Source organism: Pseudoalteromonas sp. SR41-4, from assembly GCF_014163985.1.
GTDB classification, from domain to species: Bacteria; Pseudomonadota; Gammaproteobacteria; order Enterobacterales; family Alteromonadaceae; genus Pseudoalteromonas; species Pseudoalteromonas rhizosphaerae.
The window spans coordinates 22,455-49,004 of record NZ_JACJEI010000025.1 but is presented as its reverse complement, the minus strand read 5'-3'; the positions used below and the strand labels follow the sequence as shown (position 1 = coordinate 49,004).

Here is a 26,550-nt window from a genome sequence, read left to right as displayed (position 1 = left end):
TCCTTAATTTGACCAATGAATATGTGTGATTTTCCAGCCATTGCGGGTCTTTTTTAGAGTCATTGACTCCATACCCGTTGTGTTAATGGCTTTACCTTTGTAGCTGCCCATCGTTTCACTTCGCGAAATGGAGTAAGCGATATCACCACTTATATAAACCTGATGTTCTAATAGTTTGCTATTAACCGAACTGAGGTATTTCATATCCGCTAGCATGTGGTGATTTGCATATTCATCGGCAGAACGCTCAACGCCTCCGCCTTCAAAAATAATGACGTTATCAGCTAATAATGAGCGAGCTTTTTTTTGATCACTTTGATTTAATGCTTGGTGAAAGGCACTTACTGCTTGCGCAGCTGGGGTATCGGTACCAACAAATAACACACGCTCATTTGCATGTTCCTCATTCTTGTGTGCGCTTACAGCTAGTGAGTTCAATGCGCCAAAAAGTAATAGCGATGTTATGATTATTTTTGCAGAGTTATTAAACATGTTGCTCTCTTTTTATTAAATTAATTTGGGGGACCAACAAGTGTGGTGAACACGCTTGTTGTAATAAGTACAAAAGCAGCTATCAGCATTTCTACACTGATGGAACGTTTTAGTGTACCTACATGCTGTTTTTGGGTGATTCTCGGAACTAAAATTAGTTTGTGCCAAGCCCCCATCATAAGCATCGCGCTCACTAGTAGCAGTTTTAGCAAAATTAATTGCCCATAACTTGACGTGAACAGCGCTGATAACGAATGCAGGTAATTAAGCAAAAGCGCTAAACCTGAAATAAGCAGCACAAATACAACGATGATGGCTAAGTGCCCAAACAGGTGCATTACCTTCTTAACTTCATGAACAGATAATATGGTACAGCTTTTATATAGTGGCCACAGTGACCCCACCCAACTTGCTATTGCAAGAAGGTGAAAAGTTAAAATGCTTTTTACTAACCCATTTTCATTTGCACTGTGACCTGTGAAAGTGAAGCTATATGCAATAGATATAAGCAAAACCAACATAACTGTATTATTTATAACCACTGCAAAACGGTGCTTTATGTTAATGCGCCAATTAAGTGCAACAATCATAGCCACAAAAAGCGCTGCGCCTCTGAAAAGAGCTTGTTCTCCTATAACTGATTGCCAAACAATCTCTTGCATAAAAGGGTCTAGCATTCCCGCTACACCAGATTCTGCAATTGCACCAGCTTCAATTGGTACTTGTAAAATGACAGCAATAAAACCCAATGCCACACATTGAATTTGCCAGCGCTTTAAATACTGAGAGAAACTTATAAAGTGATGACCAGATAAATTACTGGCGATAATAAAACGAATTAAAAAAGTACCAGCAAGTGCGGCCAAAGCACTATAGCTTGCTAGCTTTAATAATAGTAAAAGTACTGACCATTCACTTACTTGTATCATGCTGCTACTTAATGATTGTGTTTGCTGTGGGCATTAGATTGTTCTTGCATCATATTACTTGACTCACTTTGATGTACCATAAAAGAAAACGAATCTGACATTTTATGTCCATCCCCCCCAAGTACTGTCCATTTAACCGTGTAGGTACCATGTGCTAAACTCGGCAGCGACCAATTAAAGTCTGTGCTTGGGGTGGAGCTAGGTTTGAAATCAAAGTTTATTGATTTATTTTTTTCATCTTTGATGATGACTTTTGCTAGCCTTACTTCACCACCAAAAGTTAACGAAAGTTGCTCTGGGCTTTGCATTAACATGGCTTCTTGCGTAGGTGTTGATTGCTTGAGTGATATATGCGCTGATGCGGAAAATGTAAGCACTAAACCTAAAATAACTACTGCAGAATTAAATAACTTCATAATTACCTCTTATTTAAAATGATTAAAACCAAAATTTAATACCCGCAACAAATGCGGTGTTATTGCTACTTTGTCCACTTGATGTGGCATAGTCGGCGGTACTGCCAAATTTATTGCTCCATTCAACGCCAATATAGGGCGCAAACTGGCGTGTAAACTCATAACGAACCCTAAAACCAATCGCGCTGCTTGATAGGCCACTTCCAAGTTCGTTTTGTTTATCGTTTTTGCCATAAAGTGTAATTTCGGCTCGCGGTTGTATAATTAACTTTTGCGTGAGTAGTAGTTCGTACTCTGCCTCTAACGTAAATGCGGTACTGCCTCGCTCACCTACGTACGCTGTCATATCAAGTTCAAACCAGTAAGGGGCTAAACCTTGTAAGCCAAAAGCCAACCATTGCCGATTTTCACCTTCTTTATTGTAATCAAGACGAACACCTGCTTGAGTATCCCAATATGCTGATACGGCGTGACCCCATAAAATATCGGTTTGGTTTTCCTCAAGGCTTCCTTCGCTGAAATCCCCCTCAGTTTTAACTACCAATCGATCAAAGGTAGTGCCGTACCATGCTTGTAAGTCAAATACACCTGCATTTGCTTGCTCGTTATATTCAAGACGATCGCCTAGTAATGCGTAAAATGGATGCTCATCAGCGAGTGTTAATCGCTCATTGCCCTCAAGCACATATGGGCCTTCTGTTAAAGTTGTTCCCGCAGAGTAAGCATGAGGGTCTCTTGCATCTTTAGGTGCATCTCCCCCTTGTGGTTGCATCTTAGCGCTACTCTTTTGTGCCATTTCACTTTGCGCTAATAAAGGGAAGCTAATTAATGAAGCCCCAGTTAACATTAATAAACCTAATGATTTAGATAGTTTTAATTGTTTCATGATACGACTACCTCTCTAAACATGCCGGCATCCATATGGAATAATAAATGACAATGCCAAGCCCAGCGCCCTACATCGTGAGGGGTGGTTAAGAAGCTGATTCTTTGTGCGGGTTGAACAGGTATCGTATGACGTCGCACTTGCACATCACCTTGCTCGTTTTCTAAATCACTCCACATACCATGCAAATGCATAGGGTGTGTCATCATGGTATCGTTTTGTAAAATAACTCTTAAACGTTGGTTATGCTTCATATGCACTGGCGTGCTTTTACCAAATTCTAAGCCATCAAATGACCAGCTATAACGCTCCATGTTGCCGGTTAAATGCAGCTCAATTTCAGCTTCTGGCTCTTGCTGGTTAGTGATCCCTTCAAGTGAGTGTAAATCTGCAAGTGTTAAAACACGGCGACCATTTTTACGTAAACCAATACCGGGATCATCAAGATTTGTTCTAGGCATATCAACGCGCATATCAACTGAGGCTCCATACTCCGTTTTTGCATGACGCACTTTAGAGCTGGCAACCGCCAATGGGTTTTCAGACATACCATGTTTGCTATGATCCATCGCCATTGCACCGTGGCCCATTGCGCTATGATCCATTTTTTTAGAGTTCATGCCTGACATACCAGCCATTGCAGAATGCTCACCGCCGTGGGTCATATTGCCCATCATATCGGTCATCGTTAACCACTCAACAGGATCCAGAGCAGGTATTGGCGCATCAATATTAGGTGCCGTTGATAAAGTTCCTTTTGCGTAACCTGAGCGGTCCATGCTTTGAGCAAAAATCGTATACGCATCATTTTTTGGCTCAACAATCACGTCATAGGTTTCACCAGGGCCGAATCTAAATTCATCAACTGTCACTGGTTCAACGTTTTGCCCATCTGCTTGTACAACCGTCAGTTTTAGCTCGGGGATACGCACGTCAAAAAAGCTATTACTAGAGCCATTAATAAACCTTAACCTAAGCTTTTCACCGACTTTAAATAATCCACGCCAGTTTGCCATTGGAGTACTACCGTTCATTAAAAAAGTCATTGCTGATGCAGATAAATCAGCTAAGTCTGTAGGGTTCATTCGCATCTGATTCCACATTTTTCGGCGCTGTAGAGCATTTGAAATACTGCTGCTTGAAACGTCATCGAAAAACTCTGGAACAGTAGGTTGATTGAAGTTAAATACATCACTCTGTACTTTTAATTTACGGAACAGCGCCATAGGGTCATCATCAGTCCAATCAGATAATTGAATAACATGCTCGTTATCTGCACTAATAATATCGTTTTCTCGCGGTTCAATAATTAATGCACCGTACATGCCTGTCATTTCTTGAAAACCACTGTGGGAGTGATACCAATATGTACCGCTTTGCTGTAGCTTAAATTTATAAATAAAGGTTTCGCCCGGCATAATGCCTTTAAAACTGATACCTGGCACGCCATCCATCTGATAAGGTAGAATGATGCCATGCCAATGGATAGAGCTCGGTACTGATAAGTTATTTGTTACTCTTATAGTAACATCATCACCTTCTTTTAAGCGCAAGGTTGGAGCGGGTATAGAACCATTAATTGTTGTCGCCATACGTACTACGCCGGTAAAGTTAACCGGCGATTCATCTATGACCAGATCTATGACTTCGCCGCTTAATTCGGGCACAGTGCCTGTTAGTGTTCCTGCTACTAAAGATGATGCAGCATGTAACACGCTCGGAAAAGCAGCAAGTACACCACCTGCAATTATGCCTTGAACAAATCGTCTTCGTGGTGTGCTAACCTGTTGTGATGACTTTTTAAACCCCATTTCCTTACTCCTTCATAGCAGAATAGTTATTAAGTATAGAAAATAGACCTGTCTTTAACATGACGCGAACATTACAAAGTTGTAATCTTGATGTCATGTTGCTGTTACGGTGAATACGGCATAATCTTATAACAGACAATAATTATAACTTTAATAAAGGTTTTGCATGCGCTTACTAGTTGTTGAAGATGAAGTGAAAACAGGTGATTACTTAAAGCAAGGTCTGAGTGAAGCTGGTTTTCAAGTTTCATTAGCACGTAATGGGCTCGATGGGCATCATTTAGCAATGACTGAGTTATTTGATGTCATAATTTTGGATGTAATGTTGCCAGATGTATCTGGTTGGCGAATTTTACAATCTATTCGTGAAGTGAATAAAGACGTTCCTGTTCTTTTTCTATCGGCTCGTGACAGTGTCGATGACAGAGTAAAAGGGCTTGAATTAGGCGCTGATGACTACTTAATAAAGCCCTTTGCATTCTCTGAAGTGTTAGCAAGGGTACGCACGCTTCTTCGTCGCGGAAACGCGCATAAAACCGAAGACATCTTGCAAACCTATGATTTACAAGTTAATATTCAAAAGCGGAATGTATTTCGTGCCGAACAACGTATACTCCTAAGCAATAAAGAATTTAGTTTACTTGAACTATTACTGCGCCGTGAGGGTGAAGTACTTCCTCGTTCACTAATCGCTTCTCAAGTTTGGGATATGAACTTTGATAGCGATACAAATGTCATTGATGTAGCCATTCGCAGACTCAGAAGTAAAGTTGATGATGGTTTTCCAGTAAAGCTAATACACACTGTGCGTGGCATGGGTTACAAGCTTGAGGTAATAACCGATGAGCCTTAATGAAAAACCATTATCTTTAACAATGCGAGTGGTATTGTTTGTTGCTTTGACAGTGATAGGCTGCTTAACCCTCGTCGCTTCGCTTATAAGTAGCTCAATAAATCATCATTTTTTACAACAAGATAGTGGTGAATTAAAAGTTATCACACAGTCTGTCAAATCCGTTTTATCTAAGCCATACGCGTCGGAAAAAAACCTTAGAAATGCGTTATCTCAAGCCGTGGCGGGTCATCATGGGGTTTATTATCAAGTTAATACAGCTCAAGGAAGGCTTATATATAAAAGTACGGCAACAGACTTTAGCGAATTTGTTTTAAAAGTAACCACCTCAAACCGTTTTAACCAAAACAACATAGTTGAATGGCAAAAAAACACACATACTTATCGCGCTTTAGTGAGTGACTTTAGTACTGAGCAGCAACTTTATAAGATCACAGCTGCTATTGATATGAGCTTTCATTTACACTTTCTCAATCAATTTCAGCAAAGCCTTTGGGCTATTATGTTTGGTTCAGCGGTACTCATTTTATTGGTGGCTTGGTTTGCTATACATCAAGGACTCAACCCAATACGTGGTTTAAGCCAGAAAATGCATGATATCCAAACTAATAAAATGGATGTAAGGCTTGATGAAGGCCAAGTACCGATTGAGCTTGTTAATATGGTGCAATCTTTCAATGCAATGCTAGACAGGTTACAAGGTGAGTTTATCCGCCTATCAAATTTTTCCAGTGATATTGCTCATGAGCTACGTACACCGCTTACCAATATAATAACTCAAACACAGGTTGGTCTATCTAAAAAAAGACAATCCGAAGAGTACCAAGAGTTATTATTTTCTAACCTCGAAGAGCTTGAGCGGCTAACTAAGATGGTTAACGACATGCTTTGGCTGGCAAAATCTCAAAACGGCCTAATTAAACCAGCCCAAGATATTTTATCCAGCCATGAAGAAATTGAGGTGCTGTTTGAGTATTTTGATGCATTAGCTGAAGAGTCATCGCTGATACTTCATAAAGCAGGTGAAAACATCAGCTTTTATTGTGACAAGCTACATTTTCGTCAATTGTTATCAAACCTGTTATCGAATGCTATAAGATATGCACCGAAGGGGTCATCAATTACGGTATGTAGTGAAATAACATCTGCTGAAAAAGTATGTATCTGTGTGAGTAATACCGGTGAGAAAATACCTTCTGCACATTTACCTTATTTATTTGATCGCTTTTATCGATCAGATAAGTCTCGTCAACGCCATAGTGATGGCGCTGGTTTAGGGCTCGCTATAGTTAAAGCCTTAGCTGAAGCTAATGGCGGGAATGTAAAGGTTTGTTCAAACGATCAGAATACCTGCTTTAATGTTTATTTAAATTTATTTAAATTTATTTAAATTTATTTAAATAGTATTCATTTAATGTCAGCTATACTAATAATCGGCTCATGTGTTGAAACTTGCCTTTGACAATTGTACTTATTCAGTTAAATAATTATTTTACCTTTTCCACATTGTTAGTTCAGCCGCTTTATATTGATATTGTAGTATCGTAAGTGCTAACCCATTATGTTGAGCTGCAATATTTGTTATATGGCTTTTTAATTGTTGAACTTCATCAGGGTACATCTCATTTAACCTTGTTTCATTTTTTAGGCGATGCTTTAAGCAATTGAAGATATATTAATTTTTCTTCAGTAAAAATAACTCTGACTCAAGATCATTTATCTTTTTTAAGTGCTGGTGATTTGAAAGCGCTAGGGCATTGTGGGTAGAAGCCATTTGTGCCATTTGCTCTTTTAAGCTGGCTATTTCCGCTCGATATTTTTCTTTTAACCGTTTCTCGTTGGCAAGCTTTTCACGTAACTTAGTAACATCTGAGTTTTGCTGTGCTTGCTTTTTTGTTATAGCTTTTGATTTTAGTAGTTTAATTTTTTCAATGACGTCTGAGTAATAGTAAGCTGAGCCATTACCAAGGTTAGCTTCTTCCTCAACTGCAATGGCACTTAAACCTCGTTTGGCATCAATACGTACTGTATCGCCAGAAAGTATCCTGTCAATTGCGCTTAGAAGCTCTAACCTTGTATTCTCTGACTTACTCAAAGCTGTCTGATCTCAATTTCGGGTTTGTATGGAGTGTAGCTTATCTCAAAGTAGTCCATAACCTTTTCAGCTGCACGTAATTGCGTAATAAAATGGCTTAGCTGCGATTGAGATAGTTTAGTATGCTGCTCCATTTCAGTTATAGTCTCAACAATCCACTGATGTCGTTTTTGCCAAGCTTGTGCTTTTGTTTCGTCTATAACAACGTTTTCACAGTTAAAGCAGTTGGTTGGTGATACTACCTTTTCCATTCTGCATTCATAACCAGCCATGCAGTAGGAGTGAAGTGTACCAGCAATAGATATTCTACCAGCAGATACTTGAGCATATAATGCATCCCAAGATGAGTATTTTACAGCGGTATTTTCTCTATCTTTAACAACATCTATACCTTTCTTACCAAATAGCTTGTCATCTGAGTTATACCACTGATGCAGCAGTTGTGTAGTGACTTCTCTATCTACTTCTTGAAGTAAATTATTGAGTTCTGAGTCCACTTTTACATGTTTTATTTTGGCTGCTACGCCTCCTTCTGAGTACCATTGAGACATTGGTAAATATATATGCTTATACTGTTGTTTAATGGCAACGTCAGAAAGTAAATTATAGCGTTTACCAAATACTGCAAAGGTTCGTCTGAGTTGGTGAGTTGTCAATGCCCATGGTTTGCCAACAATAATTTTCTGTTTGTAGGCGTGTATGTTTAGGTTGGGGTTTAGAAGCTTAAATTCTTCATAGTCTTGCTCGTTTACAATAGCGCCAGCTTCCTTTACAAGTCTTTGATAGTGCTTGACAAAAGGAGGTCCTGTAAATATGTTTGGTGTTCGACTTTTTAGTTTCTGTACTAACCAAATACTGGAGGCACGCTCGTTATCCAGCCTATCATCAGAGAGCATTAGCTGAATACGCATATTCTGAGTTAAAGCTGATGCGAGTTCTATCGCTTTTCCTGCTATTGGAGATGTTAGCCACTCAGCTTTTTCTGGAACTGCAGGAGTCATTTTACTATGCATTGATTGCAAAGAATAAAATGTCTGTTCTTTAAGTTTTAATGTTTTAAAGCTATCAGAATGTAGTCCATAAAGCTCGCTTCTTCTCATACCAGAAAACGCACCGCAAACTAAAAAACAACACATTAAAATGTGAGAATACAGCCAATCAAATTCAGTGATCTTGAGGGGAATTAATCCCTTAATTTCAATGTTTGAAGCGTAACTTTGAAGTATGTCAGTTGGCTTTTGTGGTTTAGCTTTGGTTATTTCAGCTTTGTAGTGAGGTGAATTTGATGTGAGCCAGTTCCACTGGCCTGTTTTTATTTTTCTGTCGACAACAGCCTTGCCTATTTCATAGTTATCTTGTTGCTCGGTCTGGATAGCTAATAATGTATCTCGAATAGGATAGTAAGTATCTATATACTCGATAGCCTTTGAGTATATGAGTTGCATCAAGCGTGATGGTATAGCGTAAAACTGCTCACTTTCTAGTTTGGTTGGGCAACCTAATTGACGGCCTAATTCTGTAATTGATGTCGTCAAAGGTAATGATAGTTTTATGGGGGTTTGTTTTCTTACAGCCTGAATCCAATTTAATGCAACAATGAGTTTAGAAATATATGGTCCACTCATTTTAAGTGACTTTAAATATTCGCAAAACCTAGAAAACTGTATGGGATGGTTCAGAACACAAATCGAATCTGCTTTGATAGATTCTATGTATTTATATACTTGGGTTAAATTGAGATTTCTCTCTAAAAATGTTGTAGTTTTAATCGTTGCTCCTTGCCTTAGGGTACCAACCGCAAATAAACCAAGGAATGCGAGTAATTTTTGTTCTTGCAACAAGGAAATGGTTGTTAAATGAGTAAAAGAAGCCCGCTTTTTCGAAACAATTTTGACATCTATATAATGTGTTACATCCCAGGTTTGGTCGCCGAAATGGCTTAAAACGTTCCCATCCTGATCTATCATTACAGGGGTTTTGTTGAGGTTATCCCAATCTTTACTTTTATAATACTGTATTGCACGCTCTACAAGAACAGTGTTCTCTTTTATAATTTCCTCTGGAGTAGCTAGTAGTGGCCTCATAATCACCTCTTATAAAACCAAATTAAGCGTATCGGGCCAAAAAGGGTGACGACCATTGGTATGTAGCTTCCGCTCAGCTTGCCTGCGTACTTTTAAGTCGATACTAAAAAGCACTTGCTTTATTTTGCTTAGTACTCGATCAAAATTGTTTTTAAAGTGTGACATGTTGAGGTGATCTTCTTTGGCATCCTCTAATGCTTCGTAAAAGCTCAATAAACACCAGATATCATCAACTTCTTCAACCAGCACTTGGTTTGGGCAAGAAAAGCAATTCAATAAATCAGCACAAGCGAGATGACTCATGTCCACACTATCGATTGAGGCCTTTCTTCGAAAACGATCTCCATGGTTATCAAAGGGGTCTTTGCAACCTGTACCTAAAGGTGTTTTTTGACCATTCCCTGATTTAGCATAGCGGTTTACGAATTCATCATAGGGTAGTATTTCTAGATTCATTTGCTCAAGAGTTTGTTCTCGTGCTCTACTAATATCACCACATTTAATTGCATTTTCTAAGGTGTTAGCTGTGGCTTGAAGTTGGGCGTTATTTTCTGACTCGTTACCTCTGCTATAGTGTTTTCGCACTACATCAGGTGTGTTATTGAGCAACATGGATGTTTCGAGTGAGTTTCCTGTGAGCGCTAAGTAATTAGATGCACCTGTAGCTCTAAAGCGTTTAGCTTCAGGCCTAAGTTGTTGACCATTGTCATCAGTCAAATCGAATATGTTAATTAGCCAATTCATATTGGAACGAATATGCGTTGGGCACAAGGGCTTATTTATCCCGTTAAGACATTGATGAAGTAGTCTATTGGCATCTGGAAACAGCACGTGCGTAAGGGTGATAAGGTCATTAATAAAATTTAGCGCATGCTTTGGAATGTCTGTGCTAAGATTATCGCCGAGCTCGATGGTAACAAATTTATTAGCTCTCTTCTTTAACGCTGTTTGCACAAACCACTTACCTTGCTGTCCCTTTTTTTGTGAAGATTTGGGGATATCCATATCTCTTATCGTACTAGCGTTTGCCCATGTGTAATAGGCAAGTAAGAAATATGCAGCACAGTAACACTTGGTAATAGCACCACTTACAGGCACTTCGATTTTATTAAAAGAAAAGTTCGCGTATTGGTCGCTTCTCCTTGCTTGAATGTATTCTTTAGGTGAGGTTTGAATTTGCTTGGAAAGCTGAAAATATAGTTCTTTTAGTATTTTAATTAACTTTTTCAATTCAGATTCTGAGTATGCTTGAGTTGGATTTATTTGGCTGCGAAATAGTTTGAATTTAGAAAACCACTCATCAACAGGGTGATCTAGCATCTTCATTATTGTTCTTATACTACTTAATTCACCTTTTGCTGTGTTTGAACTTTTGCTGCCAATTCTAACGCTGTGAACTAGAGCTGTTTCAAATGCATTGATACCCTCTTTTGAATCTGGATTTACTGGAATACTGTCACAAATATTCACATACCGTGTAAATGTTCTAAAAAGGGTATTCATTGTTGTGTCAGTATATTCTGTATTAGCTTTGAATGCTTGATACCACTTAATAATTTGGTTGTCTCGGTTAAGCAAAGTACCCCGATGCATTTCAAAAAGTTTAGGCACGCCTTTGTATCTAAATCTTTGAAAGTCTGGGTATACAAATTGATCACCATAAATATTTAACTTAAGTTTAAGGTCAATATTTAAATTTGATTTGTTAATCACGAGAGATCCTCATTAATGACTGACTCCATAACTTGATCTAAAAAGCAAACTGCACGTATCGATGCCTTGCTTCGGTTTATAAAGTTCAGGTATCGCCAAGTTGTTTTCTCATCTTTATGTCCCATCCACCCCATGATTAATGACATAGCATCGAATGGTGACAACCCAACTTTTTCGTCTAAAAGGGACGCAAGGCGAAATGTACCGTAAGTTGCACGTAAATCGTGAGTTCTATGCTGAAAGTGGGTATTTAGCTCATTGCGTATGTAATTACGAGTTAAGCTAAAGTGACGCTGTATTGCATTGGTAGTATATGGTTTACCTCGATTGGTAATTAATAATTCCGTAATCGGTTTATCGGTTTTAGACTCTCTTTTCTGGCGACGCTCACTAATCAAGTAGCGATGCATCTTGTTCATTAACAGTGTTGGAATTTCGATAGTTCTGACTGAGCCAAATTTGGTGAGTACACCGTTATGAGGTCCTATACTAACTTGAATATGGTATTTATTCGGGTCACATCTATTCACTAGATTAGCAGGAAAGGTGCAGGCTTCTTCTATACGAAGGCCGCACATGAGTTGTAATAGTTGATGTATTTGGAACTCAATTGACTGTTCTTTGAGTGCTCGCGAATATAATTTTACCTCATCTTCTGTAAGGGGATTCAAGCTTTGCTCTGGTGTACGCCTTGGGACCCTGATCCTTAAGTCTGAGCTTCTAACAACATAATTACGATTGATATGCGCAAGCATCCCAGTCGTTTTGATGCTAACAAACTCTACTTCAAATGGTTTATTTTCCTTAGAGAAGTTAATTAACCTCTCGTAATATGCCCACTCGTAGAATTTAATTATATGGTTCATATATACAGCTGCTGTTGAACTATTTAGCTCACCGGCTTTCACTGAGGCCAAAAGATCTTGGTTTCGGAAAATATATGTGGGCTTATTTGATTTGATAGTTGGAAAGTCTTTCCAAGAGAGTTCATGGCTTTTTAAAAAGCGCCAATATCGACTTATGGCACGAACGTTTGAATTGATGTTTTTTGCGCGCTTAACGTTAATGAGGTGATTCATCCAAAGGTTTATTGGCATGACGTATTCACCATCTTCATAAAAAGTTGGAAAGCCTTTTAGCTGAATGCTTGATTTTGTTTTGCAAAAGGGAGTTTGGATCTCAGTTTTAAAATCATCTGATTGAACTATTGTGAGCATGAAAAAGCCGACCAAAAATTGTACGTTACTTGGTCAGCTTAGTTCGTTTTCCAGAGTTAGCAAATGTAAAGTTTCACTTTTCCAGAGAAAAATTTACATAGTAACAAACTCTTCTGAGCCAGTTGGGTGCAGCGCAACAACGGCATCAAAATCTGCTTTGGTTGCGCCCATTTTCATAGCTACTGCAAAGCCTTGGATCATTTCATCAACCGCAAAACCTAAGCCGTGTAAGCCTACAACTATCTCGTCAGGGCCTGCGCACACTAGCATCATGTTACATGCTTGGCGATGCTGAGTAACCGCAGTGTACATAGCAGCAAAGCTTGATTTATACACTTTTACGTTCTCGTTGCCGTACTGCGAAATTGCTTCTTGCTCAGTTAAACCAATGGTACCAATTGGCGGGTGGCTAAATACCACGGTAGGAACTAAGCTGTAATCCATTTTTAAATCATCTGGCAGGTCTTTATTGAACAAACGCTCTGATAAAGTACGGCCTGCTTTTACTGCAACAGGGGTAAGCTCTATACCGCCTTCGATGATATCACCCACAGCATAAACATTTTTAGCCGTGGTATTTTGGTACTCGTCTACCTTAACGTAACCGCCTTCGTTTACTTCAACACCCGCTGCGACTAGGTTAATCTTATCAGTCGTCGGTGTACGGCCAATGGCCCAAATGACTTGATCAACATTTTGACTGTAGCCATTTTCAAAGTGGATAGTTAAGCTGCCATCGCTTTCTTTAACTACTTCTTTTGGTGAGCATTCGGTATGCAGCGTCGGGCCTTCTTTGGCCATAATATCAACAAGGGTGTCGATGATGTATGGGTCAAAGGTGCGCAGTGGTTTATTTTTACGAACAAATAAATGGGTTTCTGTACCTAGGCTATGTAGTACACCGGCAATCTCTACCGCGATATAACCGGCACCAACAACGGCAACGCGTTTTGGTTGTTCATTCAGCTCAAAAAAGCCATTTGAATCGATGCCGTGTTCAGCACCTGGTATATTTGGAATGCTAGGGCGACCGCCTACGGCCACTAAAATATGATCGGCGGTGTAGTGCTCGCCGTCTACTTCGACTGTTTTACTGTCAATAAATTTAGCGAAGCCTTTAATAACTGTTACGCCGTTTTTAGCAAGGCCATTATCGTAACCCTTATGAATGCGGCCAATATAGGCTTCACGGCTTTCTACTAGTTTACTCCAGTTGAATTCTTTTACTTCAACATTAAAGCCGTAATCAGGGGCGTATAAGTTAATTGCTTCAGCAACTTGAGCGCCATGCCACATTACTTTTTTTGGTACACAACCTACATTTACACAGGTTCCACCCATATGTTTTGCTTCAATTAGTGCCACTTTCGCGCCACGCATTGCTGCACGGTTAGCTGACGCTATCCCGCCGCTGCCGCCGCCAATCGCAATGTAATCAAAATGCTGAGCCATCTTTAGTCCTCAAGTTTATATAAAACGTATTTCTCTGATAATAACACATGGCAGACCCGTTAAAAGCCCCTTGTATTTCGAGACGTACGCCCCAACTTAAAAATCATATTCGAAACGATTTGAGAGCTAACATGAGCGATTTACAAAATAACCCACTAATAGGCCTTGAAGGCTTACCACCGTTTTCAAAAATTAAGCCAGAGCATGTTGTGCCGGCGCTAAAAGCGGGTATTAGCGAATGCCGCGCTAAAATAGACGAAGTGCTGGCTAATAAATCATTCACTTGGCAGGACTTAGTGTTACCTCTTGAAGAAGTTGACGATAAATTATCGCGAATGTTTTCTCCGGTATCGCATATGAACTCCGTAGTTAATAGCGATGAATTACGTGAAGCGTACGAACAATGTTTACCACTTATCTCAGAGTATTCAACCTTTGTTGGTCAACACCAAGGGTTGTATGAAGCCTACAACGCACTACACAACAGTGATGAGTTTAAAACGTTAAGTACGGCAGAACAAAAAACTATTACTAATGCATTGCGTAGCTTTGAATTATCGGGCATCGCCTTGGCGCCTGAGCAGCAAAAGCGCTACGGCGAGATCAGCGCACGTTTATCAGAACTTGCGGCTAAATTTGGCAATAACGTGATGGATGCCACATTGGCTTGGCAAAAGCACATTACTGATGAAAGCGAACTCGCAGGTTTACCTGAGTCGGCGTTAGCGTTAGCGGCAGATACAGCAGCAAGCAAAGAATTGGACGGCTGGGTATTTACCCTTGATTTCCCGTCTTACTTACCGATCATGACTTATGCTGATAACCGTGAATTACGCGAAGAGACGTATACGGCATTTGCAACACGCGCATCTGATCAAGGCCCACACGCTGGTCAGTTTGATAACTCTGAGATCATGAGTGAAGAACTCGCGCTGCGTCATGAAATTGCGCAACTATTAGGTTTTGCCAGTTATGCTGAAAAATCATTAGCCACTAAAATGGCTGAAACGCCAGAGCAAGTATTCTCATTTTTAGAAGACTTAGCCGCTAAATCTAAACCACAAGCTGAGCAAGAGCTCGCTGAGCTGCAAGCTTACGCCAAAGAAAAACATGGCATTGAGCAACTCGCTGCGTGGGATTATGGTTATTACGGTGAAAAGCTTAAGCAAGAGAAATACGCAATATCAGACGAAGTACTGCGCCCGTATTTCCCCGCAGATAAAGTACTAAGCGGCTTGTTTGAAACAGTAAATCGTTTATTTGGTATTAGTGTTAAAGAGTTAAAAGACATTGATAGTTACCATAAAGATGTACGCTTTTTTGAAATTTACGACAGTAGCAATACTCTGCGTGGCCGTTTTTATCTTGATTTATACGCGCGTGATCACAAACGCGGTGGTGCGTGGATGGATGACTGCATGGGTCGCAAAGTACGCGCCAATGGCGAGTTACAAACGCCTGTAGCGTATTTAGTGTGTAACTTTAATAAAGCGGTAGGCGATAAGCCTGCACTGTTTACTCATAATGAAGTCACCACTTTATTCCATGAGTTTGGCCATGGTATTCACCATATGCTAACCCAAGTTGATGCCGCGCCAGTTGCGGGTATTAATGGTGTTGCATGGGATGCCGTTGAGCTGCCAAGTCAGTTTTTAGAAAACTGGTGTTATGAAGAAGAAGCACTTAACTTTATTTCAGGTCACTATGAAACGGGCGAGTCATTGCCTAAAGAGTTATTGGATAAACTACTAGCAGCTAAAAACTATAACTCAGGCATGCAAATGCTGCGTCAAATCGAGTTCTCGTTATTTGATTTTAGAATTCACAACGATTATCAAGCGGGTGAAGAATGCCAAATTCAAGCGCGTTTAGATGAAGTACGTAGCCATACATCAGTTGTTAAAGCACCAGAGTTTAACCGTTTTCAACATGGTTTTAGCCATATCTTTGCTGGTGGTTATAGCGCAGGTTATTATTCGTATAAATGGGCCGAAGTGCTCTCAGCTGATGCGTTTTCCAAATTTGAAGAAGAAGGTATTTTTAACCCAGAAACTGGGCAAGCCTTTATGCAGCATATTTTAGAAAAAGGCGGCAGTGAAGAGCCAATGGAGTTGTTTAAAAACTTCCGTGGTCGTGAGCCAAGTGTCGATGCACTATTGCGCCACAGTGGTATTGCAGCTTAAGCACTACGTATATTTAATCTTGAAAAGCGCCGTTTGGCGCTTTTTTACTATTTAGAGTAATAAATTGTCGCAAAATCAGGGCTCCGTACTATGCTTTTTTAAGTAATTAATAAAAAGGAATTGGGCATGACAAAACTGGTACTGGCGATCGATGATGATAAATATGTTCATCGTGTAATAGAGGAATCATTAGCGGGGTTTTGTCAGTTAATTCATGCTAAAAATGGCGAAGAAGGTTTAAGGCAAGCTTATAAATATAGCCCTGACATTATTTTATTGGATGTTGAAATGCCGGGTAAAACAGGCTACGAAGTGTGTCGTGAGCTGAAAAGTAATGAGCAAACCAAAGATACTCCAGTGATGTTTTTGTCGGGTAAAAGCGAATTACCAGAACGTGTTAAAGGTTATAATGCCGGTGCTGCCGATTACATTGTAAAGCCCTTTAATGCAGAAGAATTAATGGCGCGTATTCGGGTGTTGTATCAATATCGTCAGCATTCTATTAAGTTAAAAAATGATGTTGCGCGCGCGCAGAGCACTGCTGAAATCGCCATGACTGACTCCGGCGATATGGGGCGCATAATGCGTTATGTTGGGCAAACCTATCACGCCCATGATGTGCAATCATTATCGGCCTATTTTTTTGAATTCTTCCGACCGCTGAATCTCGATGTGGTTGTGGCATTTTGGTATCAAGATGTAGGAGTTGTGTGTACTGATGACGGTGGTGTTTGTCCGTTAGAGCAAGAGTTATTAGAAAAGCACCGTTACTCTAATCGCTTTGTTGATTTTAGTAGTCGTACTATTGTTAATTATCCTAAAGTGTCTATTTTAATTAAAAATATGCCTTTAGATGATGTTGTGCTGTATGGTCGCTATAAAGATTTATTCCCGCATATTTTGGAGGTGACCAATGCCAAAATTCAAGATATGGAAGTAAAGGAAATGGCGCTAGCCCAAGCGCATGCGGTTGGTAATGCTTTCAATGAGCTTTCTTCGCAATTATTTGTCAGTAGCGAGGCGCGTGAAGAAACCGTAGCTAAATTGACAACTCAGTTATCTGAATTACGTGCACTTATGCAGCAAGATCCCGCTTTTGCTGCGAACCAAGCGTTGGCATTGCAGGTTGAGCAATTAGAGCAAACACAATTACAGTTAACTATCTTGAATGATGACTTGGCTTTTATTAAGCATCAGCTCAATCACATTATTGAGTCGCGCAGCGAATTGATAGAAAGCTTGAGCAACACAGCCGCGTCAGAGCACTCTCAAGACGTTACTTCGCAAACTGATATTGAGCTATTTTAGTGCTATAGCGTTAAGCAATTGATATACTTCGCAAGCTATTTACGGTCGGAGTTTATTTTGGTTATACAGTGTCCTTTTAAAGAAGTACGTCCTTATCTTAATGAAATTGAGCTGCGTTTTGGGCTCGCTGAGTGGGCGGCACAAAGCGAAGGCTTTTCACTTCATTATGATGATCAAGGCTTAAGCTTACGAAAAACCGATGAACCAAAACTTGGCGCTATTAGCGTTGACTTTGTAACTGGGGCTGTTGCTCATCGGCGTAAATTCGGTGGCGGTAAAGGGCAATCAATTGCTAAAGCGGTGGGTTTAAATAAAGGAGCGACCCCCGTTGTTCTAGATGCGACCGCAGGGCTTGGCCGTGATGGTTTTGTGTTAGCATCACTGGGTTGTAAAGTGATTTTACATGAGCGCCATCCGGTTGTTGCAGCATTACTTTATGATGGTTTGCAACGTGCTTATAGCGATAATGAAATTGGTCCGTGGATGAAGCAAAACATGAGCCTAGTGTTTGGCTCAAGTCATACCTTACTCGCGCAATGCGAAAGTATGCCAGATGTAGTTTATTTGGATCCAATGTTTCCACACCGTGAAAAGTCAGCACTGGTTAAAAAAGAAATGCGGGTGTTTCAAGACTTGGTTGGCGCAGATAATGATGCTGATGACTTACTCGCATTTGCCTACCCACTGGCTAGTAAGCGAGTGGTTGTTAAGCGGCCTGATTACGCACCATTTTTAAATAATCAGACGCCTAGCATGCAGATTAAAACCAAAAAGAATCGCTTTGATGTGTATGTCAAAGCCGCCATGGTGTGAGGCTTTATTCGTATTTTTTATTTTTGTTCCCATAAAGTTATAAGAGTTTCATATCGATTTTCATTAAACTGTCATAAATAGTTAATAGTGTACGCGCAGTTACCCAAAGGAATTTAATTTCATGCGCGTGTCATCATTCACTCGGTTGCTGGCTATTTTGCTGGCATTGGCTAGCCTGCTGTTAGGCGGAACCTTGTACTGGGCAAGTCAAACCTTAGTTAAACTCGAACAACAAGACCAATCTTATAATCAATTAAAAAATAAAATACTCGTTGATTTAAAAGGCTTACTAGAAGATTACTTAGCACAGGGCGATAGTCAGTATTTAGGGAAAGCGTCGGATTTAATTAGCCAAGTAAAAGACACCCAACTTGCTATTTTACCAATTGATTTAAAACAACAGTTAGATCTGCAATTAAGCCAACTCGATACTGATATAAAAGGTAAGTATCGTGCTTTAGGTAAACTGTCAGGTAATGAAACAGCATTACTTGATAATGCACTTAGGCAAATGGCGGGCTCAGCTTCTTCTTTAATTGGTTATGCTAACAAAGCAGGGCAACAAAATACTAACGCTCAGGCTTATTATCAGCTTGGCAGTGATTACTACCGCGAAGTGACAAATTTGTCGTTGTTTACTTATCAGCTAATGCTTAGTTTTGATCAAGACACACAAACCAACTTACAACAAAGTATTGCTAACTTAAACCGTTTAGCAAAGCAGATTGACGAGCTTGAAAACTTGGGCGTTATGAGTGAAGTTGATGAAGATAGTTTGTTTATAGATGAAGAAGCCGAAGATTTAGCAGGTGAAATTAAGGCTGAGCTAAGAAGCTGGCCGAACCGCTACCCACGTGATTTAGAGAACACCATTGCACAAGCTCAGCAGCGTCAAACAGGCATACAGGCTCTGCGCAAACAGATCAGTACACTTTCTGACACGGTGATAAATGCTGAGCAGCAACTTAAAATTCAGCAAGGTACGTTAAAGCAGCGAGTATTTGTAGTGTTTTGTATTGCCATTGGCATGTTGGTTGTATTGGCTGTTGGTGTTTACTTTGTACAGCGAAATCAAGTATTAACCCCGCTTCGTCAATTACGTGATGGCTTTGCATTTTTAATCGAAAGTAACGAATTAAAAAATATTGAAAGTAGTAACTCAAAAACAGAAGTTGGTGAAATAGCTAGTTACTTTAACCAGTTAATTGAGCGTCAACGGTTAGAGGCTGAAGAGCGTGCACAAATGCTCAAGGTGATTAACGATTTTATGCAAGAAATGAGCGAGCATCTACATACGATAAGTCAGCAAACAGATGCCAGTCATCATCAAGTTGAACAAAATCAAGAATTATTGGCTGATATTCAACATATTGGTGAGCAAGTAAACGATATAAACGGCAAAGTAGCAGATAACGCCAAGCATACGTTTTCAGCAATGGAGCAAAGTTTAGGGTTTGCCCAAAACATGCTCAGTGCTAGCTCAAATACACAACAGCGGGTGGAGCAAGGTTTACATAGCTTGCAAGAGTTGCTCAGTGGTGTACAAGATGTAGGGAAAGTTATTGAAGTGATCCGCAATATTGCAGATCAAACTAATTTGCTGGCACTCAATGCTGCGATCGAATCAGCGCGCGCAGGTGAACATGGCCGTGGTTTTGCTGTGGTTGCAGATGAAGTGCGCAAGTTAGCTCGGCAAACACAAGGTTCGCTGAGTGATATTAATAACCAGCTCAATCTATTGAGTGAAAACTCAACTATGGTGTCAACGCAAATATCAGCATTAGCTGATGATGCTCAATTGCAAACCGATAATGCCCAAGAGCTGAAACGAAACTCCGAAGGGGTAGCTCATAATGCACAGGATGCTAATAAAGTCGCTTTTGATGCCATGGAGTTGGCAAAGCAGCAAAACTCATTGTTAGAGAACTTCAGCCAGTCAATGCAAAGTATGAAAGGGCAGGTGAGTGAATCCAGTTTATTAGTGGCTGATATTCATCAGCGTTTACAGCAGCAAATGCATACTATTCGCAGTAGTTTAGGATTGTAACTTTGCTTGCAAAGGCACAATTACTCGCAACTCGATGTTAGGGTTGGTTGCGCTTTTGTGCTATTTTGGTGTTGTTCAAAACCCATCACTTTAAAAGGAAATATCATGATTTCTCAAGGTCAAACATTACCAGCCGTTAGTCTTACACAGCTTACTGACGACGGTATGCAAACACTTACCAATGAAACACTTTTTGCAGGTAAAAAAGTGGTGTTATTTGCAGTGCCAGGCGCGTTTACACCTACGTGTTCAAATGCACATTTACCTGAATTTATTACTCTAGCAGATAAAATAAAAGCCAAAGGCGTTGACGCTATTTACTGTGTATCAGTAAACGATGCGTTTGTAATGAAAGCATGGGGTGAGCAACATAATGCTCAAGCAATCGAGATGCTTGCCGATGGCGATGCTAGCTTTACCAAAGCACTTGGTTTAGATAAAGACACTGCTGCATTTGGTGGTGTACGCTCAACGCGTTATGCAATGATTGTTGAAGATCAGCAAGTCACAGGTTTATTTGTTGAACAAGATAAAGAGTTTGCAGTAAGTCGCGCAGAAGCGGTACTTGAAAAGCTTTAAAAAAGAGCTAAAAAAGCCGAACTTTCATTCGGCCAAAGTTACCAAGGGAACTGGCAAATAGCACTTATAGGCATAGAGTTTAATACAAACCCTATGCCTTATTGCTAATTAAGGCTGGTATTGTGCGTCAAGCGTTAAACCGGCAAAGGTTTTATAAGCATTCACACTCATGTGCCAAGTTCCTGCTTGAGGATTGCTAAACGTACATGTCTCTGCGTTACCGTTTTTATATGGGCGGCAATCATAGCTAGAGCCTGTTGGTTGGCTGCCAAACTTAACAAATAAATCTGCATCACCTGAGCCACCAGACGTTGTTACGGTAAAGCTTGCCATTCCTGCTGGAACATCAAGGGTATAATGTTTCCATTGCCCTGCATTAGCTGAAATATCAGATACAGTTCCACCACCTGCTTGTGGATTACCTGTGTTACCAGAGGTTGTTAAATTACCAACTAAACTCACGCCTGAGTAAGCCGAGTAACCACGTACCATCACATGATATGTACCAGCAGTTGGGCTGTCTATAGAGCACTCTTCGCTGTTACCCCCTTTATACGGACGACAATCATAAGTTGATGTAGTGGGTTTACTACCTGAGCGTACATATAAATCTGCATCACCCGTTCCGCCACTCATAGTGAAAGTCACATTACTTGCGCCACTTGGTACAGTCATTGTATAAAAAGTATCACTACTCGCAGCGCCACTTAGGCCCGTTTGAGCTTGGCCATCAAGTAACTCATTGCCGCCAACGGGTGGTGTAGTACCACCGCTTGCAGCAGCAACTGCGGCTGCAGCGTCAACAATACCAGTACCACAGTTATTGCATGTGGCAGGGAATGAGCGAGTGCTTGATTTTAATATGCTTTCAATTTCATCAGGCGTTGCAGTTGGCTTTGCTTGTTTAATAAGAGCAGCAACACCAGCAACATGAGGTGCTGCCATCGATGTACCTTGTGAGTAATGATAGCTGTCACTAGAAGGGCTTGATGAACCTGAGTTATGTGTAGATAAAACACCTTCTGAATCATTAGCAAAGCTTTGCGCGCCACCAGGTGCTGCAACATCGATAGATGTACCATAGTTTGAGTAGTAAGCTCGCCCACCATTACGACCAACCGATGCAACATTTACTACGCCATTACAGTTACCAGGGTTATAGTTGTTAGCATTGTCGTTATCATTACCTGCGGCAATGACAATTACAGTGCCGTTATTACGTGCTTGGTTAATCGCGTTTTGTGTTGTTGAGCTACAAGAGCCGCTGCCACCCAAACTCATGTTGATGACATCAGCAGGATTAGCATTAGCTGGTACGCCAGAAACTGACCCGCCTGAAGCCCAAATAATGCCGTCGGCAATATCAGATGTTAAACCACCACATTTACCAAGTACGCGTACCGGAACAACTTTAGCATCATAAGCAACACCAGCAACACCTTCGCCATTATTCGTAACGGCTGCAACAGTACCTGCAACATGGGTTCCGTGCCAGCTTGAACCTTGTGCACTGTTATTATTACCACACTCACCGGCAGATACTGCATCACCTGGATCGCGTGCATCACTATCGCGTGCGCCGCCGTCATTTGCGACAAATGTATCCGAAATCATATCGTAGCCAGGTAAAATATTGGCATTAAGATCAATGTGTGGACGATAACCAGTATCTAATACTGCCACTGTTACACCGCTACCTGTTGCGGTATCCCATGCAGTTGGAAGGTTTAACCCGCCAGCTTGCTCATAGTAATGCCATTGGTCGTCATAACGAGGATCGTTAGGCGTTGCAAATGGTTTTAACATCTGGTCGATTTCAATGTATTCAACATTGCCTGAAGCCATTACTTCTTGCATATATTGTTGGGCTTCGTCAGCGCTTAGTTTTTTATTTGCACGCATAACATGATGATTGTCCAATGCCATTGCACGGATATATTGCGCCTTAACTTTTCCTTTTTTACTGGTAAAGTTTTTAACAAAGCCTTGGGCCTTTTTATTCATCATTTGTGGGCTAGTTTCAGCAGCCGACATTGTGCTCATTTCATCAGCGTTATTTTTATATTTGATGATAAAACGTGTACCGAGAGGAGCTTGGCTTTGTAGTTTTGTTGTTATGTCAGCAATAGATGGTGTTATTGCTTCGCTAGGATTTGCCATGCTTGATGTCGCTGCAAATATTGCGCTTACAGTAAGCGCTACAGCGCATTTTTTAAATGTTTTTCTTGTTGTCATAATTATCCCTAGATTGTTATTAAGCTTCACGATGAATTGTCGTGAAGGGGAACAAAAGTAAATGATCTGTTAAAATAGTTAAAATAACGTTTTATTATTAATGTCTCTATTTTAGTTATATCGGGATGTTTATATGGCTAAATACGATTTTATGACTTTTATTATGTCGTTGTAGTGGTTATAAAGTATTAATTAATTTGTGGAATAGCGAGGTGAACATTTATTTTTTCAGACTTTGTTGTTAATAATAAAATAGTGAAATACCGCTCAGTTTGTACTTTTAAATTTGCTACAATTGCAAAAATTTCCTCATGAGATGAACAAATGACCCAAGTAGATGTAATAGTGATCGGTGCCGGAGCCGCAGGTCTAATGTGTGCAGCACAAGCAGGATACCGTGGCCGCAGTGTTACAGTGCTTGATATGGGCAAAAAGCCTGGTCGTAAAATTCTCATCAGCGGCGGCGGACGTTGTAACTTCACCAATGAAAACGCCAGCCCTGAGAATTATTTATGTGGTAATCCACACTTTGTAAAATCGTGTTTGAGCCGTTATACCCAGCATGATTTTATTGAGCTGGTGGACAGACACGGTTTGGCGTATCACCATAAAACCCTTGGGCAGTTATTTTGCGACAATAGCGCACAAGATATCGTTGATATTTTGCTAACAGAGTGCGAGTGGGCGGGTGTTAATGTTGCGCTGCGTAACGAAGTGCTTAGCGTTGAAAAAACCGCTACTGGCTATCTCGTGATCACAGAACAACAGTCATACAGCTGTGAGTCACTCGTTGTTGCCGCTGGTGGCTTAACCATGCCAAAACTAGGCGCAACACCAATAGGGTATAAAATTGCTGAGCAATTTGGCTTAAAAGTATTACCGACCATGGCAGCACTTGTACCATTTACCTTGCACCAACATGATAAAGACCGCTTTGAAGGGCTATCGGGTATTAGCGTGCCATGTATCGTCAGCAGTGAAGACGGCACCAGTTTTAAAGAAAACATCCTATTTACTCACCGTGGTTTATCAGGCCCCGCAATATTACAAATCAGCTCATTTTGGCGAGCAGGGCAAGCAGTGACTATAAACCTGTTACCAGAGCTTGATTTAACAGCGCAATTAGCAACATGGCGAGAAACCCAAGCACAAAAATCATTAAAAAATAGCCTTGCGACTATTTTGCCAAAACGCTTTATTGAAATACTGCATGAGAGTAAAGCCATTCCAGATTGCAATGTAAATCAGCTCACCCATAGCCAAATTGACGATCTAGCTAATTACATTCATAACTGGCAAATTAAACCCAACGGCACCGAAGGTTACCGCACAGCGGAAGTAACTCTAGGCGGTATAGACACCGACGAACTCAGCTCAAAAACCTTTGAAGCGAAAAAAGCCCAAGGGCTGTACTTTATTGGTGAAGTAACCGACGTAACCGGTTGGCTAGGCGGCTATAACTTCCAATATGCTTGGAGCTGCGGCTTCGCAGCAGGGCAGTATTGTTAGCTTGTGCAGAGACAATAAAGTTTGCCTGTAGTGAGATATGCTACAACATGCTCATTTCTCTAGCTGATTTAAGGTTATAGATAATGAGCAGTTGCATAATTCTTATTACACCCATTTTAAAACAAGAGTTTAAATATTTGGTCAATGCTAAGAAAAATAATAACATGCTGTTAATATTAGGAACTTTGTAGCGCCTATGTGGTCATATTAAATTAGTGTTATAGGGAACACTTATTGTTTAGGGAACAAATATTGTGACAACGTGGCGCTGGCCTCTTATTATTTCATTACTGCTCCACGGGATAATTTTTTCAATATTAATGAATGTTAAAACCCCCAAATTAATAGTGACAGACACTCCCCCAATTAAAGCATATATGGTTAGTATGACGCCGCCTAAATCATTGCCAGCAATAGGACAAAATAGCAACCAGCACGAGCAAGCCACGCTGTTGAAAAAGCTTGAAAAACCAATTATTCCTGCTGCAAACACGATTGTAAAAATTAAAAAAACAATAAAGCCTGTAACGCCGCCCAAGGCACAAGCAGACTCTAACAGCTATAAAAAAATAGACCTTAAATTAGGTTTAAAGAGCATACTAAAGCAACAGCAAAATACACTCCCATCAACACCTCCAACGTCACAAGCTTTAGCACAACCACTGCGTATTACAGTGCCAAAGGAGCACCAGCAAACCAGCATAGACTCATTAAAAGTTGAAAAGCAAAGCATGCAATTAACTATCTATCGCCTAGGAGATAACTGCTTTAAAAAAGTATCGATTGGAGCTGGTGTAATGCCAAAAAGTGACCTACCAGATAGTTATTTAGTAGGCACCACTTGTGCTAAAACAAAAGTAACCGACGCCTACGATCAAGCAATGAACAAATGGTTAGATAAAAAGTGACTACTGTGCGGAAGTCATTAGAAATAAAAAAGGACAGGCGCAATTTTTGGGTATCCAGAATACTGACAACCGGTTTCACCGACTGAGTGTAATATGTTGCTTCTAATAATAAGTAATTAAGATGGGAGCATAACAATGGTCATTTCATCAATTTAAAGTTGGAACTATGAATAAGTCGAAAATTATAATAGATGATTGCAGTGATATTGAAGATTTTGAAGTCGTAATTTCTAGCTCTGAGCTAAATTTAACTCCTTATGAAAACAACCTTAATAATATATGGGATGAAGTACTTGAAGAGTCTAAAAACAGCGGTGTTGAAGTATGGGATGGGCTTTATTATCGGTTAGAAAATATTGCAGAGTTGAAAAGTGGCTCAATGCAATTAAGGCTAAGTACCGTACGATATTCAACAGTCCGTTCGTTGATGAAATTAAGTCGAACTCATGACTTAGATGACAAGTACTTTCCATATCATATAAACACAGGGGCTTTGATATCAACAAAAGATGATTTTTTTGTTTTTGGAGAAAAAGCCAATAGTAATGATGATAAGTTTATTGATCTTATTGGTGGGGGATTGCAGAAAGATGAATTAGCAGTCCATACCGCAATTGATATTAGAGATAATATTTTAAAAGAAGCGTTTGAAGAAGCTAATATAACTCAAGAGTTTGTTGAGCTAATCAACTTAAATTCAATCGTACTGACCAATACAATGAGCATATTTATTATATTTAACATTAAGTTAAATATAAATAGGGAGCAGTTAGCTATAGAGTTTGATAACCGAACAGATGAGGAATTATCCGGCTTACGGTTTTTTGATAAAAATGAGGTTAACCAATTCAGCTCAAATAATAATGTATACCCTTACCTCACCATCGTCCCTGACTTAATCGCAAAGTTTCCTGCTAATTAGTGAGCAGTTATTTTATTATGTTTATACTGCTGAACCTCTTCGTTTTACAGCTCTCGTATAACTACACAGATATAAAACATAGGAATACATAAAACACG

21 protein-coding genes are annotated in these 26,550 nt (G+C 40.1%); 10 read left to right on the top strand and 11 right to left on the bottom strand.

The window, feature by feature from the left end:
- Positions 1-3: 3 nt before the first annotated feature.
- The 5 genes from H5180_RS17405 to H5180_RS17385 are packed head-to-tail and all read right to left on the bottom strand — an operon-like array spanning position 4 to position 4,534.
- The gene (locus H5180_RS17405) at positions 4-492 is read right to left on the bottom strand and encodes a DUF4440 domain-containing protein (protein ID WP_002963268.1); all 489 of its coding nucleotides are present in this window, start codon (positions 490-492) and stop codon (positions 4-6) included.
- 20 nt (positions 493-512) lie between these two features.
- A complete protein-coding gene (locus H5180_RS17400) occupies positions 513-1,418 on the bottom strand; it encodes a copper resistance D family protein (RefSeq protein WP_182758738.1) in 906 nt (301 codons plus the stop codon).
- 11 nt (positions 1,419-1,429) lie between these two features.
- Positions 1,430-1,837, bottom strand: coding sequence for a copper resistance CopC family protein (locus H5180_RS17395; RefSeq protein WP_024589684.1), 408 nt, complete (start codon positions 1,835-1,837; stop codon positions 1,430-1,432).
- 22 nt (positions 1,838-1,859) lie between these two features.
- On the bottom strand, positions 1,860-2,723 hold the full coding sequence (locus H5180_RS17390; protein WP_024606961.1) for a copper resistance protein B: 864 nt from the start codon (positions 2,721-2,723) through the stop codon (positions 1,860-1,862).
- The gene (locus tag H5180_RS17385; protein WP_024589686.1) at positions 2,720-4,534 is read right to left on the bottom strand and encodes a copper resistance system multicopper oxidase; all 1,815 of its coding nucleotides are present in this window, start codon (positions 4,532-4,534) and stop codon (positions 2,720-2,722) included. Before H5180_RS17385 ends, H5180_RS17390 begins: the two co-directional genes overlap by 4 nt.
- Before the next feature lie 166 nt (positions 4,535-4,700).
- Between H5180_RS17385 and H5180_RS17380 the strand changes: the two genes are divergently transcribed.
- Together H5180_RS17380 and H5180_RS17375 are read left to right on the top strand one after the other, a co-directional pair.
- Positions 4,701-5,387 carry a heavy metal response regulator transcription factor gene (locus H5180_RS17380; RefSeq protein WP_182758721.1) on the top strand — a complete coding sequence of 229 codons (687 nt, stop codon included), beginning with the start codon at positions 4,701-4,703 and terminating at the stop codon, positions 5,385-5,387.
- Positions 5,377-6,777, top strand: a complete 1,401-nt coding sequence (locus H5180_RS17375; RefSeq protein WP_182758720.1) for a heavy metal sensor histidine kinase — start codon at positions 5,377-5,379, stop codon at positions 6,775-6,777. Before H5180_RS17380 ends, H5180_RS17375 begins: the two co-directional genes overlap by 11 nt.
- Before the next feature lie 285 nt (positions 6,778-7,062).
- Here H5180_RS17375 and H5180_RS17370 read toward each other — a convergent pair whose 3' ends face one another.
- The 5 genes from H5180_RS17370 to gorA all read right to left on the bottom strand — a co-directional run bounded on the left by H5180_RS17370 (position 7,063) and on the right by gorA (position 13,948).
- On the bottom strand, positions 7,063-7,482 hold the full coding sequence (locus tag H5180_RS17370; protein ID WP_064668647.1) for a hypothetical protein: 420 nt from the start codon (positions 7,480-7,482) through the stop codon (positions 7,063-7,065).
- A complete protein-coding gene (locus H5180_RS17365) occupies positions 7,479-9,566 on the bottom strand; it encodes an integrase (protein ID WP_182758719.1) in 2,088 nt (695 codons plus the stop codon). The genes H5180_RS17370 and H5180_RS17365 overlap by 4 nt, the downstream gene beginning before the upstream one ends.
- Positions 9,567-9,575: 9 nt before the next feature.
- A complete protein-coding gene (locus H5180_RS17360) occupies positions 9,576-11,279 on the bottom strand; it encodes a hypothetical protein (protein WP_182758718.1) in 1,704 nt (567 codons plus the stop codon).
- Positions 11,276-12,496 carry a site-specific integrase gene (locus H5180_RS17355; RefSeq protein WP_008467214.1) on the bottom strand — a complete coding sequence of 407 codons (1,221 nt, stop codon included), beginning with the start codon at positions 12,494-12,496 and terminating at the stop codon, positions 11,276-11,278. Before H5180_RS17355 ends, H5180_RS17360 begins: the two co-directional genes overlap by 4 nt.
- Before the next feature lie 93 nt (positions 12,497-12,589).
- Positions 12,590-13,948 carry a glutathione-disulfide reductase gene (gene gorA, locus H5180_RS17350; protein ID WP_145238690.1) on the bottom strand — a complete coding sequence of 453 codons (1,359 nt, stop codon included), beginning with the start codon at positions 13,946-13,948 and terminating at the stop codon, positions 12,590-12,592.
- A gap of 131 nt (positions 13,949-14,079) precedes the next feature.
- Here gorA and prlC point away from each other — a divergent pair, with 131 nt between their 5' ends.
- From prlC to H5180_RS17325, 5 genes are all read left to right on the top strand, one after another.
- On the top strand, positions 14,080-16,131 hold the full coding sequence (prlC, locus tag H5180_RS17345; RefSeq protein WP_145238693.1) for an oligopeptidase A: 2,052 nt from the start codon (positions 14,080-14,082) through the stop codon (positions 16,129-16,131).
- Positions 16,132-16,257: 126 nt separating this feature from the next.
- Positions 16,258-17,439, top strand: coding sequence for a two-component system response regulator (locus H5180_RS17340; RefSeq protein WP_145238696.1), 1,182 nt, complete (start codon positions 16,258-16,260; stop codon positions 17,437-17,439).
- A gap of 57 nt (positions 17,440-17,496) precedes the next feature.
- Positions 17,497-18,252: a class I SAM-dependent methyltransferase gene (locus H5180_RS17335; protein WP_145238699.1), complete on the top strand. Its 756-nt coding sequence runs from the start codon at positions 17,497-17,499 to the stop codon at positions 18,250-18,252.
- 121 nt (positions 18,253-18,373) lie between these two features.
- Positions 18,374-20,299, top strand: coding sequence for a methyl-accepting chemotaxis protein (locus H5180_RS17330; protein WP_145238702.1), 1,926 nt, complete (start codon positions 18,374-18,376; stop codon positions 20,297-20,299).
- 105 nt (positions 20,300-20,404) lie between these two features.
- A complete protein-coding gene (locus H5180_RS17325; protein WP_145238704.1) occupies positions 20,405-20,878 on the top strand; it encodes a peroxiredoxin in 474 nt (157 codons plus the stop codon).
- A 108-nt stretch (positions 20,879-20,986) separates the two neighbouring features.
- Here H5180_RS17325 and H5180_RS17320 read toward each other — a convergent pair whose 3' ends face one another.
- Positions 20,987-23,113, bottom strand: coding sequence for a S8 family peptidase (locus tag H5180_RS17320; RefSeq protein WP_182758717.1), 2,127 nt, complete (start codon positions 23,111-23,113; stop codon positions 20,987-20,989).
- A 324-nt stretch (positions 23,114-23,437) separates the two neighbouring features.
- Here H5180_RS17320 and H5180_RS17315 point away from each other — a divergent pair, with 324 nt between their 5' ends.
- From H5180_RS17315 to H5180_RS17305, 3 genes are all read left to right on the top strand, one after another.
- Entirely contained in the window at positions 23,438-24,622 is a 1,185-nt protein-coding gene (locus tag H5180_RS17315) for an NAD(P)/FAD-dependent oxidoreductase (RefSeq protein ID WP_182758716.1), read from the top strand.
- 254 nt (positions 24,623-24,876) lie between these two features.
- Positions 24,877-25,530 carry a hypothetical protein gene (locus tag H5180_RS17310; RefSeq protein WP_182758715.1) on the top strand — a complete coding sequence of 218 codons (654 nt, stop codon included), beginning with the start codon at positions 24,877-24,879 and terminating at the stop codon, positions 25,528-25,530.
- 166 nt (positions 25,531-25,696) lie between these two features.
- Positions 25,697-26,452: an NUDIX hydrolase gene (locus H5180_RS17305; protein WP_182758714.1), complete on the top strand. Its 756-nt coding sequence runs from the start codon at positions 25,697-25,699 to the stop codon at positions 26,450-26,452.
- The last annotated feature ends 98 nt before the right edge of the window (positions 26,453-26,550 follow it).

Coding starts and splice junctions, on each gene's coding strand:
- H5180_RS17355 (WP_008467214.1), bottom strand. CDS start 12,496: ATGCTCACAATAGTTCAATCAGATGATTTTAAAACTGAGATCCAAACT.
- H5180_RS17395 (WP_024589684.1), bottom strand. CDS start 1,837: ATGAAGTTATTTAATTCTGCAGTAGTTATTTTAGGTTTAGTGCTTACA.
- H5180_RS17365 (WP_182758719.1), bottom strand. CDS start 9,566: ATGAGGCCACTACTAGCTACTCCAGAGGAAATTATAAAAGAGAACACT.
- H5180_RS17340 (WP_145238696.1), top strand. CDS start 16,258: ATGACAAAACTGGTACTGGCGATCGATGATGATAAATATGTTCATCGT.
- H5180_RS17305 (WP_182758714.1), top strand. CDS start 25,697: ATGAATAAGTCGAAAATTATAATAGATGATTGCAGTGATATTGAAGAT.
- H5180_RS17320 (WP_182758717.1), bottom strand. CDS start 23,113: ATGACAACAAGAAAAACATTTAAAAAATGCGCTGTAGCGCTTACTGTA.
- H5180_RS17405 (WP_002963268.1), bottom strand. CDS start 492: ATGTTTAATAACTCTGCAAAAATAATCATAACATCGCTATTACTTTTT.
- prlC (WP_145238693.1), top strand. CDS start 14,080: ATGAGCGATTTACAAAATAACCCACTAATAGGCCTTGAAGGCTTACCA.
- gorA (WP_145238690.1), bottom strand. CDS start 13,948: ATGGCTCAGCATTTTGATTACATTGCGATTGGCGGCGGCAGCGGCGGG.
- H5180_RS17375 (WP_182758720.1), top strand. CDS start 5,377: ATGAGCCTTAATGAAAAACCATTATCTTTAACAATGCGAGTGGTATTG.
- H5180_RS17380 (WP_182758721.1), top strand. CDS start 4,701: ATGCGCTTACTAGTTGTTGAAGATGAAGTGAAAACAGGTGATTACTTA.
- H5180_RS17330 (WP_145238702.1), top strand. CDS start 18,374: ATGCGCGTGTCATCATTCACTCGGTTGCTGGCTATTTTGCTGGCATTG.
- H5180_RS17325 (WP_145238704.1), top strand. CDS start 20,405: ATGATTTCTCAAGGTCAAACATTACCAGCCGTTAGTCTTACACAGCTT.
- H5180_RS17385 (WP_024589686.1), bottom strand. CDS start 4,534: ATGGGGTTTAAAAAGTCATCACAACAGGTTAGCACACCACGAAGACGA.
- H5180_RS17315 (WP_182758716.1), top strand. CDS start 23,438: ATGACCCAAGTAGATGTAATAGTGATCGGTGCCGGAGCCGCAGGTCTA.
- H5180_RS17390 (WP_024606961.1), bottom strand. CDS start 2,723: ATGAAACAATTAAAACTATCTAAATCATTAGGTTTATTAATGTTAACT.